Raw genomic sequence first — 15,516 nt, 5'->3', positions numbered from 1 at the left:
ATAGTTCGTTATGCAGTCAACCAGACTCCTGCCAAGCAAGCCAACACCCCAACTACAACCGAACTGATGACGTAGAGCGCCCCGCTTGCATATCGTTGTCGACTCATAAGTCCTAACGTCTCATAACCAAAGGTAGAGAACGTCGTGTACGCACCGCAAAATCCGGTTCCCCAGATCACCCAGATTCCATCTGAGATCATTGCAGATTGATGCCACCCGTATAACAACCCAAGCAGCAGTGAACCACTGATGTTGATGATCCATGTTCCCCACGGAAAAGCCGTTCCCAGCAAGCCAGAGACCCATTTTCCCAGACTGTAACGCAGTACCGCACCCAGCACACCTGCAAAACCAATCCACAGGATCATGAGGCATCACCCTCTTGTCTTTGTGCTCCCAACATACGCTGTCCAAGGCTCATTCCCAGCGCACAGAGCAACAACCCTGCCAACAGACTTACGATCATATAAATAGCGGCACTGATCCATTCGCTCCCTTCGGATAAACGAACAATATCCAGTGTAAACGTGGAGAATGTCGTAAATGCGCCAGTAAAACCTGTGCCAATCGCCAGTCGAAGTTGTGGTGTTATTTTGCCTGGAACAGCTATGGTAAAGAACCAACCCAAAAAAAGGCTGCCCATCGCATTGATTAGCAGCACTGCCCAAGGGAATCCCCCATGGACAGTTGGTATCGCTAACTGTATGGCATATCGGGTTAATGTACCGAGAAATCCACCCGCCCCTATATACAAAAGCTCTTTCATGTTGTGTGCATCTCCCGAGTGATCTGTCTGTCTTACAGTTCTCTGCGTCGCTGTTGATTCAGCCTGATCTTCGATTCGTTGCCTTGCTCCGTGGCCTCATAGAATACTCTCCGTGAGAGCTGCTTTGGCAAATATTCTTGCTTCACATAATGCCCAGGGTAATTGTGCGGATATTGATAACCCTCATGTCCAAGCTTCACGGCACCCGAGTAATGCGTATCTCGCAAGTGAAGCGGAACTTCTGCCGATTTCACCTCATCAATCGCGTTCATGGCTTTGGAAATGGCGGTGTACACCGCATTTGATTTTGGACTTTCGACCGCGAACAGAATCGCTTGTGCAATGTTCAGCTTGGCTTCGGGCCAGCCGTTATTTCGGTACGCATCAAGTGCTCCAATCGCCTGAGTCATGGCTTGCGGGTTCGCAAGTCCAATATCTTCACTGCTCGCTGCAATCAGGCGCCGAATGAAGGTCATCGGGTCCATGCCGAGCTTCTCCACCGCGTATAGAAACCAGAACAGCGCCGCATCACTGGAACCCCGAATACTCTTGTGAAATGCAGACAACACATCATACTGGGTGGATTCATCTGCCTTCACAATAGGGCGCCGAATAGACTCTTCAGCTACACCAAGCGTAATATGAATGGACCCATCCTTCTCCGGTGGCGTGGTCAACGCAGCCAGTTCAAGCGCGTTAAGCGCACGCCGAATATCTCCGTTGGCCATCGTTGCAATATGCTCAAGCGCCTCGTCGTCCGCCTGCAGTTCCATGAACCCCAGACCTTTGTCCGCATCGCTCAATGCTCTGCGCATTGCAATTAGGGAATGATCCTTATTTAGCGATTCTAGCTGAAACAGGGTTGAACGGCTCATCAAGGCGCCATTGACATAATGAAAGGGATTCTCTGTTGTTGCGCCGATAAAAATAATCGTGCTCTTCTCTACCGCTGGCAATAGCGCATCCTGACGTGAACTGTTAAACCGATGTACCTCGTCGAGGAACAGAATAGTTTTGGTTCCATACAGCTGTTTGTTCGTTTGCGCCTGTTCGATGACTTCACGCACATCCTTGACGGAAGCTTCCACTGCATTCAGACGTACGAACTGTCCTTGCGTTTGCTGGGAAATAATATGTGCCAAGGTAGTCTTGCCACATCCCGGCGGGCCGTATAACAAAATTGACGAAATCTGATCAGCCTCGATGGCGCGCCGGAGTAATTTCCCCGGTCCAATAATATGTTCCTGTCCAATATATTCATCCAGATGCTCTGGCCGCAAGCGGTCCGCGAGCAGTCTAGCTTGTGGTTTTGAGTCCTGTTGAAACGAAAATAAATCCATTGCTCATCACTTCCTTAACGGATTGCCTTACCTTGAATACAATTACACTTCTGATGGTTCTCCACTCTCTATCATATCATACTCTCGCGGTAACATAGCCATAAATGCATGAAGTGCACTGCTGACAAAGGCATCCTTGCGAGTAATAAAATGAGTCATCATGCGATTCATACCTACGGGGAGTGTATGCGTGCGCAGTAATCCATTTTCGATCTGATGTCTAATCACAATCTCTGGTAATAAGGAAATTCCCATGCCGGACGTAACTCCACTAATAATCGCTTCAAGGGTTCCGAATTCCATAATTACTGGGTGGGTAACACCACCCACCTCTAACCACTCCTCCAAAATCTGACGATAGGAACACCCCATGCTGTAGACAAGAATCGGTTTACTCTTAAGATCTTCATCCGTAGGACCCATACCAGAATAGACAACAAATAGTTCCTCATCAAATACGGGAATAGAAATGATGTCGGGGTGATCACAGGGACAACCAATGAAAGCCCCTTCCAATTCATACCCAATCACTTGATCCATAAGAATCTGCGAATTGCCAGTAACCAGTGACAAGGAGACATCTGGATACTGTTTATAATATCTGACGAAAAGTTCAGGTAGTCGCACGGCCGCTGCGGTTTGTGTAGACCCTATTCGCATTGGACCCGATGGTGTGCTCGTCGCCCGAAGTGCCTTGGAAGCATCATTCAGCAAACCAATAATTTTATCTGCATAGGTCAGCAACATTTCTCCGGCTGGAGATAACGTCATGCCTCGGTTATGACGAATAAACAACGTTGTACCCACTTCTGCTTCCAGATGCCGGATTCGTGCCGTTACGTTGGATTGAACATACCCCAGTTTAGAAGCAGCTTTGGTCAGATTCCCTTCCTGTGCAACACACTGAAATATTCTAAGATCCCCGCTCTCCATGGTCCCCCCACTCTGACATCATTCAAAATGATATCCGCTTCATTACCAATCATTATACTTCATGTGTAAACCGGACTACAATTCATGTAGATCCCAAACCAGTCATCTGACTGGATGATGATAAGGAGTGTTCAGCATGACATACTGGAAAAATAGAGTTGCTCTGATCACAGGTGGTGGAACAGGTATAGGACGTGCTGTAAGTGAGATGCTCGCTGAACGCGGAGCCTTGGTCGCTGTCAACTATTCCCGCTCACAAGATGCAGCAAGGGAGACTGTTCAACACATTTTGGATACGGGAGGCCATGCATTCGCTGTTCAAGCCAATGTTGCCAATGATCTTGATGTCCGGCGGATGGTCACTACAGTAACTGAAACCTATGGCCCGATCACTGCACTTGTAAATAACGCCGGAATCACGCGTCATATACCCATGCACGATCTGGAGTCTGTTACAGATGACGTCTGGAATGAGCTGGTTGATGTGAATGTGAAAGGCATGTTTCATTGCGCTCGTGCAGTGACGGAAGGGATGAGACAGGCTGGCGCTGGTTCAATCGTGAATTTGGGCAGCATCGCAGGCAGTACGGGCTCGGGCTCTTCCCTCCCTTACGCCGTCTCCAAAGCGGCCGTTCACGGTCTAACTTTATCACTTGCGCACGCACTCTCACCACACATTCGGGTGAATGCTATCGTCCCTGGCGCAGTTGCTACAAGGTGGTGGGCTGGAAACGAGGAGCGAATGTATCGTCTTGGCGGAGAAGTGTTATTACAACATATTGCCTCACCTGAAGATATCGCACACATGATCTGTGCTGCGCTGGAACAGCAATCCATGACCGGGCAGCTAATTACTGTAGATAGCGGACAGACGTTATGAGCTCCAGTCATGATAAAGATACCCGGATCATCAAACCATTGAAATATACACTATTGATCATTTTAACAACGCTAATCATGGGTACTTCTTTTCCAGTTGGCAAGATCGGCATGTTATATGCCCCACCTTTCCTGCTCATGGGCATACGTTATATACTGGCAGGTGGATTGATGGCCTTGTTCCTTCGTAAACGTCCTTTGCCTACTGGATGGCAGTCTTGGTTGAAAATAATCCTCATTGGTCTGTTCCAATCCGCAGGAGTGATGGGCTGCGCCTACTACAGCATGAACTGGATTACATCCGGTGAATCCGCCATTATTACGTTTACCAATCCGCTACTGGTCATTATCCTCAGTGCTCTCTTATATAGAGTGACCTACCGTTTCAGTCAGTGGATCGGTGTTATACTCGGTTTCATCGGGATAATGTTAACTTTTGGGTGGCAGATGAGCTTTAGCCCCGGAACCTGGATTGGATTTGGTGGAGCGATCTCCTTTGCCGTGTCCACATTGCTCATCAAACGCTGGGGCAATGGCTATGATACTTTTGTCTTAACAGCCTATCAGATGCTTGCTGGAGGTGCTGCGTTGCTTCTGCTGAGCGTATGGACTGAACAGCCTCACTTTATGGTCAATACCACCTCGGTTATGGCGCTGCTCTGGTTAACGCTTGTTTGCTCCATCATTCAGTTCTCACTCTGGTTTTATCTGCTTCAGAATAGTGACCCAGCCCAAACCAGTTCGTATCTGTTTCTGGCACCGTTCTTTGGTGTATTATCGAGTTGGATTTTACTAGGAGAACACGTTCAGTGGTTTGCATTGGCAGGTGGTTTATTTATTGGTATTGGTATATTCCTGGTGAACCGTCGCTCATCCAGAATGAGAAATAGCGTAACATAAACTTGCACTCCCCGCGTTCTTCCTTGGGAGATTAGTCATTTTGCGTACAAAAGCAAAAAAGGCATGCGTTTATGGGATTTTCCCATGAACGCCATGCCTTTTGTTGTATAAGTAAACTCTATCTAACCAAGCTCTGGCCAACCCTGAATGGTTACGGGTTCTCCATCGGGATTATGTGTTGCAGCCGCATAGATCGGCAGTACACCGTCATGAAACAACCACAACTCGTGCAAGGCCCGTGTACAACCAACGTACAACAGCTTTGCATCACCCGCATTTGGCAAATAATGCTTCTGGTCTACGTCTGCCACAATAACGGCATCAAACTCCAACCCTTTGGACAGATAGACAGGCAAAACGGAGTGCCCACCTGTGTACTGCTTTTTGCCTCCATCGATCAGGTTCAGATCCCAGCCTGCGGCCTGAAGTTCACGATGAATTTCCTCTGCTTCATGCAGTGTACGGGTCAGGATGGAGACGGTTCGGTAGTCTTTGACCGTTAATACCTTCAAAGCCTGCTCCAGACTCGCCGTCCGCCCTTCGCCTCCATAAGCCAACGTCCGAACCGGATCACCACTACGGAAAACAGGAATCGCCGTAATTCCGCTCTTGACACCACGTTCCAGAATCGTATTGGCATAGTCGATAATTTCCATCGTCGAACGATAACTTCGGGTCAATGCAAAGTATGCATTCTGTTCCTCAGGAAATAGAGAACTCATCTCTTCCCACGCATGAACACCACGGTACTCATGAATCCCTTGGGACAAGTCACCCAGTATGGTGAAGGAATGCCCTTTGACGAAACGATCCAATAACGCCACATGGAAAGGTGAAAAGTCCTGGGCTTCATCGATCACAATATGGTCAAATCGCTCCGAACCCTCAATATCATGGACCAGTGTATGAATGTATACCAATGCAGGCAAATCCTCTTCACGGACGATATCCTGTTTCAGATCTGCTGCTGTTTGTTTCATGACTAGTTTTGGAATCAGCCCGCTGAGCGAGGCTGGCACAGATCCGCCCTTTGCAGCTTTGAACAGCTGTTTGTATAACGTAAGCGGCTCATATTGAGGCCATTTTTTGGCATAAGCTTTCTCACGAGTAGACGCTTTTTTCTTGCGTTCTTTGCGCACAGCTTCTGGCATCGGTTTCTTAAGTTCCATCTCAATCCAGCGGTGAACCCGCGCCATGACCCGTTCTTTGCGTTTGGCCAGTGGATAATGTTTATATTCCTCACCGAACCAGCTCTCGATCTCCGTTTTGCTGAGCACCGTACCATCCCATGGACTGAAGTCCATATCCGGTACGGAATCCGCTTCCATGCCCGAGAGCCACTCTCGAATAAGCTCCATGAAACGGATGGATCCTTTGTAACGCCCAGGTACATCATCATTCAATTCAGGCCGTGCATCTGGTTTTTCAAACCATGTGTTCAATGTATCCGACGTATTCGCCAAAGGCATCTCCAGCCCCAGCAGGTTCATCGCCCAATCCGGGAATGTCCGCTGCTGGATGTCCCCTACTCCGAGTTCCGGAAGCACATCCGAGATGTAATCCAGGAACATGTGGTTGGGTGCAAAAATAACCATTTTCTCTGCAGATACCTGCTCCTTGTACTGATACAGCAAAAAGGCAAGCCGATGCAGGGCAACCGTTGTTTTCCCGGATCCCGCTACACCCTGAATGATCAATGCGGTGTTTCTCGCCGCACGAATGATCAGATCCTGCTCCGCCTGAATCGTAGATACGATATCACGCAGTTTGTTATCCTTGTTCTCTCCCAGACGATAAACGAGGAATTCATCAGATACCGCTGGCTGGTCGCTGTCACGGTTATATGTATCCGCCACACGTTCCAATATCCGCTGCCGAATGACAACGTTTCGTTTCAGATATACCAGACCTTCTATAAGCCCTTCTGGGGCTTCATACGTAGCGGAGGCTTCGCCTCCCGTAAATGAGTAAAACAGGCTTGCGACAGGAGCACGCCAGTCGATGACGAGCGGATGCTCTCCCACCTCTTCGCGGTCTACGCCAATTTTGCCAATATACAGCGGTTTCCGTGCACCACTGCCCTGTTCTTCGAAATCCAAGCGTCCGAAATAGGGTTGCTGCGCGCTCTTGGACAAGGCGGTGCGGCGCTCTTCGCGTCCAGCTTCCAGCACTTGTTCTGTGAAGTCGTGGCCGGTGTATACCGGAATGTTCTGCAGTCGTTCCAGCTGACTATCCACTTCCTCCATCGTTCGCTCTAACCTGTACTCTTCTTCTTGATAGGCACTTTGAAAGCTGTCTGACATGTTTCAGTTACCTCCTAAGAATATGTTTTGCTCTGCATCGCCTAGATCTGGCAATACAAAAGGATACTTACTATATCACATAGGGCAATTGAAAGCCACATCCGTTTTGTAGGCTTACTTTTGTAATATATGAGGCTCATCTGAATTGATAATTAATGATGGCACTGACAAGCGCACAACAACCAAACAGAATAAACCACCAGGCCCACTTGTTTCTGGCCTGCCTGCTCCTGCTGTTTAATGCGCCGTAAATCCCGATTAGCAGTACGATGGTGGAAAAACTAATCCCTACAATCCAACCAGCCATTATACCTACCGCCCCCCTTTGTTTTCAGTACACACGAACAGTCTCTCATTTCCTGGATTTTAGATGAAAAGCTCCTCCTCGAATATCCACTTGGAATTCACTTTTTCCACTTTTGTGTATTAGACAGTTGCTGTCCCCATGAAGGGGAGTCAAATCAAATTCGCTTTTTAACGCTCCTGATCTTCTTTTAAGTAAAATTCGGAAACCTTCGTTATCTGGAATGGAAACCACTGCCTTTGCCCCTGTGGATACGGAATGGAATTTCTCTGGCATCTTGAGACAGTCCATATTTAATTTTCTGCCTGTTGTGATAATCTGCAAGTGACGAAACTCCCCCGAAATGTCGATCTTGGCTGAACTGGATTGAAGATTGAATTTATCTGCACTAAGGTGCTGCCCTTTCACTACGGATGCCAATGCGCACAGTTCAAGCTCATCCATCCTCCCTGATAGGTCTACACGACCTGAGGTGATCTTGCATTGACAACGAGTGGCCAGAAGCCGATTCAACCGGAGGTGTCCTCCTGAGGAGTTTAGTAAAATACGATCAAAAACCCTATCAGGAAGCTGAATCTCCAATGCTGTTCTACCAATATTTATTCCAACGAGGCCTCTCCTTTTTCTCCCGTCCGCAATGCTAAAGGTACCCCCTTGTATGTTAACTTGCATCAGCCTTAGCTTGGAAAACCACGTATCCGCATATTGTATAACGTGAATCAGTTCATCCACACTCGGAAGAACTCTGATATCTCCTGACAACCAATTTAGCTGTATATCTTGAATGGGTTGATCAATGTCTATGCTCTTGCATATGGCAAGCTCACTACTTTTCAACATCTTCTCCCTCTCCATTTCAAACAATCAGGTATATGTTTATTCCGCCTCCGCATACCCTCCCGTGCTGGCATGCCGATTCGTAATTCGCTGAATGAGCTGTTCGCTAACGATATCTGCTCCCAAGAGCTTCATCATGTGTTGCAAAAACTTAAGCCTTTCCAATGTCTGTGCCCGATCCCGTCCAAAAAGTAGAGGGTTAATCCAGATATTAACAAGCAGCATGAAGATTTCAGCACACTCCAGCGGATATTCGACAGAAATCGATCCATCACTCTTGCCTTGCTCCATAATATTGGCAATAATTCGTGCGTCTTTTAGAACACCCTTCCTGATTCCACCGAGTACAAACTGCGGATTCTTGATCTGAGTGCTAAGCACCTGATCTATTGAGTTAGACTGGATGCCAGGATCAACGATAATATTTTCCAAAATACTGATGAGCTTCTGTCTGGCATTCGGAGCATGCGTGTTCTGGATGAGTTCCATAAACATGTCTTCTGCCCGCCCAAGCTCCTTCTCCATCACTGCACTAAGGATATCCTCCTTGGATTTGAAATGATGATATATTGCACCTTTGGACATACCTAATTCATCTATAATGTCTTGAATACTGGTCTTTTCATATCCCTTTTCAGTAAACATTTGAGTTGAGACTGCCAGAATCAGGTCCAGTGTCTGCTCAGGGTATTTATTTCTGGCCATAAGTTCCTCCTTATACATACCAACGGTCGGTATCTAAAATATAGAGTATGTTGGTCTTACTGTCAATATGAGGAATTTCAGAAAAAGAAAAAGGATCTCCGTTGAAATACCTCATGGGTATTACGGAGACCCTGCATTAATGAGAATTACTCTTCGTTTTGTACTGTAGCTGCATTGCCTTCCTGTGCCACAAACTGTTTCTGCGCTAATTCACGGTATACCGGATGATTGCTAATTAATTCCGTATGAGTTCCTGTTCCGGTAACATGTCCATGCTCCAATACAACAATTTGATCGGAATCCACAACTGTGGACAGTCTGTGCGCGATCACGATCGTGGTTCTGCCTTCCATCAGGTTGGACAAAGCCTGTTGTACTTCATACTCGGAGGTACTGTCCAGACTGGATGTCGCTTCATCCAACATAAGAATATCCGGACTGCGCAGTAAGGCACGAGCAATAGCAATCCGCTGACGTTGGCCCCCGGATAACTTGATTCCCCTCTCGCCCACTTCCGTGTCATAGCCCTGTGGCAGCTTGTCGATAAAGTCGGCAGAATAGGCCATCTCAGCAGCTCGCCGGATCTCATCCATCGTGGCCTCACGACCTAATCCGTACGTGATGTTGTCTTTGATCGTACCCGCCATAAGTGGACTTTCCTGAGATACATACCCAATCTTGCTGCGCCAGGAGGCCAAAGAATAATCTGTTATGGCTTGTCCCCCATATGAAATATGGCCTGAATCGGGCATATAAAACTGCTCCATCAAGGAGAACAGTGTTGATTTTCCGCTACCGCTGGGACCGACAATGGCTGTCACTTTTTGTGTAGGTACCGTCAGATTAATCCCGTGCAACACTTCCTCACCTGTAACATAGGAAAAGTGCACATCATGGAATGCAATCGTCTCATTTCCTTTTGGAGCTACCTTGGTACTGTCATGTGGCTCTTCCTCATCGGCAAGGATCGCTTGTATGCGCTCCGTTGCACCTACGACTTTTTGCAAACGGGAGTATAACGTCGTAAATTGCCCCATTGGCATAATGACCTGGAACAACAGCAAAATGAACGCAACCAGTTCACCAGGCGACAACAATCCAGACGCTACGCGCATTCCCCCCACACCCAGAATAACGACCAGTACGGCAGTCATGACAAATGTAAACAAGGGACCAATCAGAGCAAGGATGCGTGCTTCCTGCAAGCCAAAAGCGAACATTTTACGAATCCGGGAATCCCCTGCTTCCACTTCCTGTTTCTCCGTGCCGTAGGCTTTGACCAAGCGAATCTCGCCAATAACCTGACTGAGCACGGACGTAAGACCTGCCATCTCGTCCTGCTGCTTCTTGGAGATCTTGTACATTTTCTTCCCGACCGGCAACAGAATCAACAGCGTAAGTGGCACCAGACTCAGAATAATGAGCGACATTACCCAGTCCAAATAGAACAGTAACGCCACGCCACCCACTACAGCAACGATGTTGGACACAAAGGAAACCAGATAGTCTGCGATCAATGTCATGATCTGGCTTGTATCATTCGTAATCCGACTCATGGTATCGCCTGTACGATTGCGATCGAAATACGGCATTCGCAGCGACAATACCTTGTTCCACAGCTTGGTGCGAAGTGTTGCGACCACGCGTTGTCCGGCGTAATTTAACATATAAATGCTAATACCCGAGGCAATCGCCTGAATCACAAATGCCCCCAGCAACAATAAAATCACAGATTTGTTCAGTGCCGAAGTGGTAAGTCCATCAATCAGACCTTTGGTCATCAATGGCACGATCAGTCCGGCTGTTGTTTGAATCAGGGTTAAGATGAGGGCAAGAATCAAAATGAGTTTTGGCGGATTCGTGGAAGCGATAAGCTTGACGAAATCCTTAAATCCCTTTTTTCCTACCTTCGGTTCATTCTGCCCTGCTTGTTGCTGCTCTTCCATTCCCGTTCCTCCCGTTCTCCAACTGCTCACCAGAGATCATACGTATGAACTTACATGACGTTGCCTTTTGTTATTACAAAACTCCATGCAACACAAAATTGGCTAAAAAGAGGATGGAAATGCCATACATGACCACAGGTACCTGTTTACCTTGACCTGCTGCCAGCTTCGCTAATGGATAGGCAATAAATCCAAACGCCATACCGTCTACGATGCTATATGTAAATGGAATCATGACCATGATCAGAAATGCCGGGAACGCCTCTGTAAAGTCACCAAAATCCATATCTTTCACACCTTGCACCATCAGGCCACCAATAATGATCAAAATGGGAGCAATTGCACTGTCAGGAATGTAACCGAGTAGCGGGATGAAGAAAAAAGTAGCTCCGAATAACACGGCTGTGACGAGCGGAGTTAAACCTGTGCGACCGCCTGCCGCAATTCCGGCTGTAGTCTCGGCTGCAGCAACCGGAGGACTACTTCCGAATATACCTGCCAGCACGGTGCTAATGGATAGAGCACGCAGACTACCTTTGAACCGCTCTGGACGACCAATCATCTGTGTCTGAGCCGTAATTAATCCTATATTTTCAAACACCACAATTAGCAGTAGCAAAAATACCGCGATCCAGAATGCAACATCAGCCAGCTTCATCAAAGACAATTCGCCAAACAACCCACCGTATTGACGCAGCGCATCCATCGCTGATACGGATTCACCCGGGTTCACTGCACCAAGTACATAGGCAAGGCCTGTCCCGACCAGAATACTGATGAGAAGTCCACCCTGTACATTACGTATAAATAAAATCAAGGCAAGCACCAGCGTAACGCAGGCTGTAATGACATTCGGATCATTGAAGTGCCCAATCGCAACAAACGTAGTCTGGTGTGCGATGACAATTCCACTTTTTTGTAAACCGATAAATGTGAGGAACAAACCAATCCCGACCGTAATGCCATGCTGCAGATTTTTAGGGATTGCTTCGCTGATCATTTTGTATAGTGACGTAAACGCAACAATGGCAAACAGTATACCTGTAACGGTTACAACGGCCAGCGCTTCTTGCCAGCTTAATTTCATGGAATGTACAAGTGTATACGTGAAAAATGCATTAATCCCCATTCCGGGTACTACGATAATCGGTGATTTTCCGCCAAATGCCATGAGCAAACAGCCTGCAATGGACGTCAGCAGGGTTCCAACCATAGCTGCCTGCAAGGGCATTCCGGCATCGGAAAGAATTGTAGCATTGACCATAACGATATAGACCACGGCAAAATAGGAAATGGCTCCCGCCACAACTTCCTTTTTCCACTGGTCTCCTGGCTCCATGCCAAGACGTCTGGTCATCCATCCGTGTTTCATTTCGTTCTATTCCCCTCTCTCTAATTATAAATTCAACTAAAGAATGTTTACACTTGCCACTCCGATGACAGAATAACCTTTCGATCGCTGTTATCCCCAGATTTTTTGCATTTCCTTCTCCAAGGGGAAAATCCGCTTATAGCGTATGCTTCCGATGTAGCTTTCTTTCAGAAAGCTTTTAGGCGAACGCTTCGCTTCTCCAGCTTTTTTCTGTCCTCTCCGTTCTCGTGTAAAAAGTTAAGTTGAACCTATATGCCGCAAATTCATTATGTATGTATCATCATTTCGCGCAGCAGTGAATATCATACACGGTTTTGACTTTGAAGTACATGACGTAACTCTGACATTTATCTATGAATACAGTTCGGCTATCATAGACGATTGACGTCCCATCCGCTCCTCTCTTGCGAAGTATGATCACACAAAAAAGCGCAGATGCCTTATCAGCATCCACGCTTCTTCAGTTGGCAGCAAGTTACTGCTGCTTGTTCTCTGCAATTTCTAACAAATCCTTGATCGCAACACTGACCATAATCAGTCCGGCTACCGGAGGCACAAATGAGTTACTCGCAGGTGGCTGTTTAGCCTTACGAATTTCCGGAGCATTCTCGGGAACGATTTTTTGTGTTACGTCCTCACGCGGTTTCATCGGCTTTTCAGTCGAGAAGACCACTTTCACACCTTTTTTGATGCCGTCTTTACGAAGTGTCGTACGCACAACACGGGCAATCGGGTCCATGGTCGTTTTCGAAATATCTGCAACTTGGAATTTCGTAGGGTCCATTTTATTCGCCGCACCCATGCTGGAAATCATCGGAATTTTACGTTTCAGGCACTCTTTAATGAGATGGATTTTGTAGATAATCGTGTCGGATGCATCCAGCACATAATCCAGTTCATATTTGAACAATTCCTCATACGTTTCTTCCGTGTAAAACATATTCAGGGCAATTGCATCACATTCCGGATTGATCAGTTTCACACGTTCCACCATCAGGTCCGCTTTTTTCTGCCCTACAGTCGTGGTCAGAGCATGAATCTGGCGGTTAATGTTGGTGATATCCACGACGTCTTTATCAATCAGGATGATACGCCCAACGCCGCTACGTGCAAGAGCTTCTACAGCAATTCCACCTACGCCGCCAATACCGAGCACAGCGACTGTACTATTCTTCAACGTGTCCAGACCTTCCGGTCCGATCGCAAGTTCTGTTCTTGAAAATTGATGGAGCATTGAGAATCGATGCCTCCTTTATTTCTTTTCCGCTACCGGTTTACGGGCTACACGGATGTGAAGTTGTTCCAATTGAGAGTCATCCACTTCGGATGGTGCATTCATGAGCAGATCCGTTGCACTTGCCGTTTTCGGGAAGGCAATCGTTTCACGCAGATTCGTGCGGCCCGCCAGCAACATCACGAGGCGGTCCAGACCAAAGGCAATACCACCATGTGGTGGAGTTCCATATTCGAATGCTTCCAGCAGATAGCCGAATTTCTCATTCGCTACTTCTGTAGAAAGTCCAAGGGCAGCAAACATTTTCTCCTGAACATCACGTTTGTAGATACGCATCGAACCGCCACCTACTTCATAACCATTGAGAACAAGGTCATAGGCTTGAGCACGGATTGCGCCCGGATCAGTGTCGAAGAGATGTACATCTTCGTCTTTTGGACGTGTGAACGGATGGTGTTCTGCCACATAACGTTTCGCATCTTCATCATATCCGAGGAGTGGGAAGTCCACAACCCAAGCAAATTTGAATTTGCTGTCATCAATCAGTCCGAGTTGACGGCCGATTTTCAGACGCAATGCGCCCAGAACGTCAGCAACCACTTTTTTCGTGTCTGCGGAGAAGAGCAACAAGTCTCCATCTTCAGCACCAGTACGTTCTTTGACAGCTTCGATTTCTTCGGGCGTGAAGAACTTCACGATTGGCCCTTTGAACTCGCCGTCTTTCACTTGAATCCAAGCCAGACCTTTCGCACCGTAACGTGCAGCAAATGGTCCAAGATCATCAATCTCTTTACGACTCCATGTGCCACAGCCTTTAGCGTTCAATACTTTGACTTCTCCACCTTTTTCGATGACAGAAGCAAATACTTTTACACCACTGTTTGCTACGATATCGTTCATTTCAACCAGTTCCATACCAAAGCGCAGATCTGGTTTGTCTGAACCGTATTTACCCATTGCATCTGCATACGTAATCCGTTGGAAAGGTAGTTCCAGCTCAATGCCTTTGGTTTCACGCAGCAATTTGGCCATCAGTTCTTCCATCATTGGCAGCAGGTCATCCTGTTGCAAGAAAGAAGTCTCGATGTCGACTTGAGTGAATTCTGGTTGACGGTCTGCACGCAGATCCTCATCCCGGAAACAGCGAGCGATCTGATAATAACGCTCAACGCCACCCACCATCAGCAACTGTTTGTAGATTTGTGGGGATTGTGGCAAGGCGAAGAATTCACCTTCATGCACACGGCTCGGTACAAGATAATCACGCGCACCTTCCGGGGAGCTCTTGGTCAGGATTGGTGTTTCCACTTCAACGAACTCTTCTCCATCCAGGTAGTCACGGAACACTTTGGATGCTTTGGAACGCAGTTTCAGTGTTTCAAACATTTCCGGACGACGCAGGTCCAGGTAACGATATTTCAAACGAAGGGATTCATCAACTTCGACACCATCTTCAATGAAGAATGGAGGTGTTTTAGCTGCGTTCAGCACTTCGATTTCTGTAATTTGAACTTCAATTTCGCCAGTAGGCAGGTTTTTGTTAACTGTTTCAGCATCACGTTTAACAACTTTACCCGTTACAGCGATAACATACTCGCTACGTACGCGATCTGCGATTTGCAGAGCTTCACCGGAATAAGCCGGGTTAAAGACAACTTGTACAATCCCGCTGCGGTCACGCAGGTCGATGAAGAGTACGCCCCCCAAGTCACGGCGGGTCTGAACCCAACCGTTCAATGTTACTGTTTCACCGATGTGTGCGGGTGTTAATGCGCCGCAATGATGACTTCTTTTCATAACCAAACTCCTCATTATGTGAATTTCCGTTCTGTATGGGCAGTTAGTGCCTGCTCTTTAACAGTCCGGTTACGTGTAGACCATGTATTCGAAAAGGCATGTTACCTCTGGGTCGCCAACTTCCGCTTAATTTGGAAACGTCGGTGAACCTCAGTACTTTTGCCGGATCAATTGTTTTACTTGAATGTTTAAGACTTAAT

14 protein-coding genes are annotated in these 15,516 nt (G+C 47.2%); 2 read left to right on the top strand and 12 right to left on the bottom strand.

All coding sequences use genetic code 11. The annotated features are described in order from the left end of the window. Positions 1 to 8 precede the first annotated feature (8 nt). From crcB to ACDJ59_RS02175, 4 genes are read right to left on the bottom strand one after another with little or no spacing between them, the layout of a single operon-like run. Complete coding sequence (gene crcB, locus ACDJ59_RS02190) at positions 9 to 368, bottom strand: fluoride efflux transporter CrcB (RefSeq protein ID WP_413407472.1); 360 nt, start codon at positions 366 to 368, stop codon at positions 9 to 11. Beyond that, on the bottom strand, positions 365 to 766 hold the full coding sequence (locus ACDJ59_RS02185; protein ID WP_413407471.1) for a fluoride efflux transporter FluC: 402 nt from the start codon (positions 764 to 766) through the stop codon (positions 365 to 367). The genes crcB and ACDJ59_RS02185 overlap by 4 nt, the downstream gene beginning before the upstream one ends. A gap of 32 nt (positions 767 to 798) precedes the next feature. Continuing rightward, positions 799 to 2,106, bottom strand: coding sequence for a replication-associated recombination protein A (locus ACDJ59_RS02180; RefSeq protein ID WP_413407470.1), 1,308 nt, complete (start codon positions 2,104 to 2,106; stop codon positions 799 to 801). 42 nt (positions 2,107 to 2,148) lie between these two features. After that, on the bottom strand, positions 2,149 to 3,039 hold the full coding sequence (locus ACDJ59_RS02175) for a LysR family transcriptional regulator (RefSeq protein ID WP_413407469.1): 891 nt from the start codon (positions 3,037 to 3,039) through the stop codon (positions 2,149 to 2,151). A gap of 136 nt (positions 3,040 to 3,175) precedes the next feature. Here ACDJ59_RS02175 and ACDJ59_RS02170 point away from each other — a divergent pair, with 136 nt between their 5' ends. Next, on the top strand, positions 3,176 to 3,919 hold the full coding sequence (locus tag ACDJ59_RS02170) for an SDR family NAD(P)-dependent oxidoreductase (RefSeq protein WP_413407468.1): 744 nt from the start codon (positions 3,176 to 3,178) through the stop codon (positions 3,917 to 3,919). After that, the gene (locus ACDJ59_RS02165; RefSeq protein ID WP_413407467.1) at positions 3,916 to 4,818 is read left to right on the top strand and encodes a DMT family transporter; all 903 of its coding nucleotides are present in this window, start codon (positions 3,916 to 3,918) and stop codon (positions 4,816 to 4,818) included. The genes ACDJ59_RS02170 and ACDJ59_RS02165 overlap by 4 nt, the downstream gene beginning before the upstream one ends. A gap of 122 nt (positions 4,819 to 4,940) precedes the next feature. Here the strand turns inward: ACDJ59_RS02165 and ACDJ59_RS02160 are convergent, their stop codons facing one another. The 8 genes from ACDJ59_RS02160 to aspS form a co-directional block, all read right to left on the bottom strand. Beyond that, complete coding sequence (locus ACDJ59_RS02160; RefSeq protein WP_413407466.1) at positions 4,941 to 7,121, bottom strand: HelD family protein; 2,181 nt, start codon at positions 7,119 to 7,121, stop codon at positions 4,941 to 4,943. 136 nt (positions 7,122 to 7,257) lie between these two features. Continuing rightward, positions 7,258 to 7,428, bottom strand: a complete 171-nt coding sequence (locus tag ACDJ59_RS02155; protein ID WP_282320415.1) for a hypothetical protein — start codon at positions 7,426 to 7,428, stop codon at positions 7,258 to 7,260. Positions 7,429 to 7,473: 45 nt separating this feature from the next. Beyond that, on the bottom strand, positions 7,474 to 8,280 hold the full coding sequence (locus ACDJ59_RS02150; protein ID WP_413409692.1) for a DUF4097 family beta strand repeat-containing protein: 807 nt from the start codon (positions 8,278 to 8,280) through the stop codon (positions 7,474 to 7,476). A gap of 21 nt (positions 8,281 to 8,301) precedes the next feature. After that, complete coding sequence (locus ACDJ59_RS02145; protein WP_413407465.1) at positions 8,302 to 8,967, bottom strand: TetR/AcrR family transcriptional regulator; 666 nt, start codon at positions 8,965 to 8,967, stop codon at positions 8,302 to 8,304. A gap of 146 nt (positions 8,968 to 9,113) precedes the next feature. Further along, positions 9,114 to 10,913 (bottom strand): ABC transporter ATP-binding protein, encoded by a 1,800-nt coding sequence (locus tag ACDJ59_RS02140; RefSeq protein WP_413407464.1) that lies wholly within the window; start codon positions 10,911 to 10,913, stop codon positions 9,114 to 9,116. A 73-nt stretch (positions 10,914 to 10,986) separates the two neighbouring features. After that, the gene (locus tag ACDJ59_RS02135; RefSeq protein ID WP_074096222.1) at positions 10,987 to 12,285 is read right to left on the bottom strand and encodes an NCS2 family permease; all 1,299 of its coding nucleotides are present in this window, start codon (positions 12,283 to 12,285) and stop codon (positions 10,987 to 10,989) included. A gap of 475 nt (positions 12,286 to 12,760) precedes the next feature. Further along, positions 12,761 to 13,519 carry a ThiF family adenylyltransferase gene (locus tag ACDJ59_RS02130; protein WP_076320351.1) on the bottom strand — a complete coding sequence of 253 codons (759 nt, stop codon included), beginning with the start codon at positions 13,517 to 13,519 and terminating at the stop codon, positions 12,761 to 12,763. 18 nt (positions 13,520 to 13,537) lie between these two features. Beyond that, positions 13,538 to 15,316, bottom strand: coding sequence for an aspartate--tRNA ligase (gene aspS, locus ACDJ59_RS02125; RefSeq protein WP_036616911.1), 1,779 nt, complete (start codon positions 15,314 to 15,316; stop codon positions 13,538 to 13,540). Between the last annotated feature and the right edge of the window lie 200 nt (positions 15,317 to 15,516).

It is taken from the genome of Paenibacillus amylolyticus (assembly GCF_047302515.1).
GTDB lineage: Bacteria > Bacillota > Bacilli > Paenibacillales > Paenibacillaceae > Paenibacillus > Paenibacillus amylolyticus_G.
This window is presented reverse-complemented; position numbering and strand designations above follow the sequence as displayed.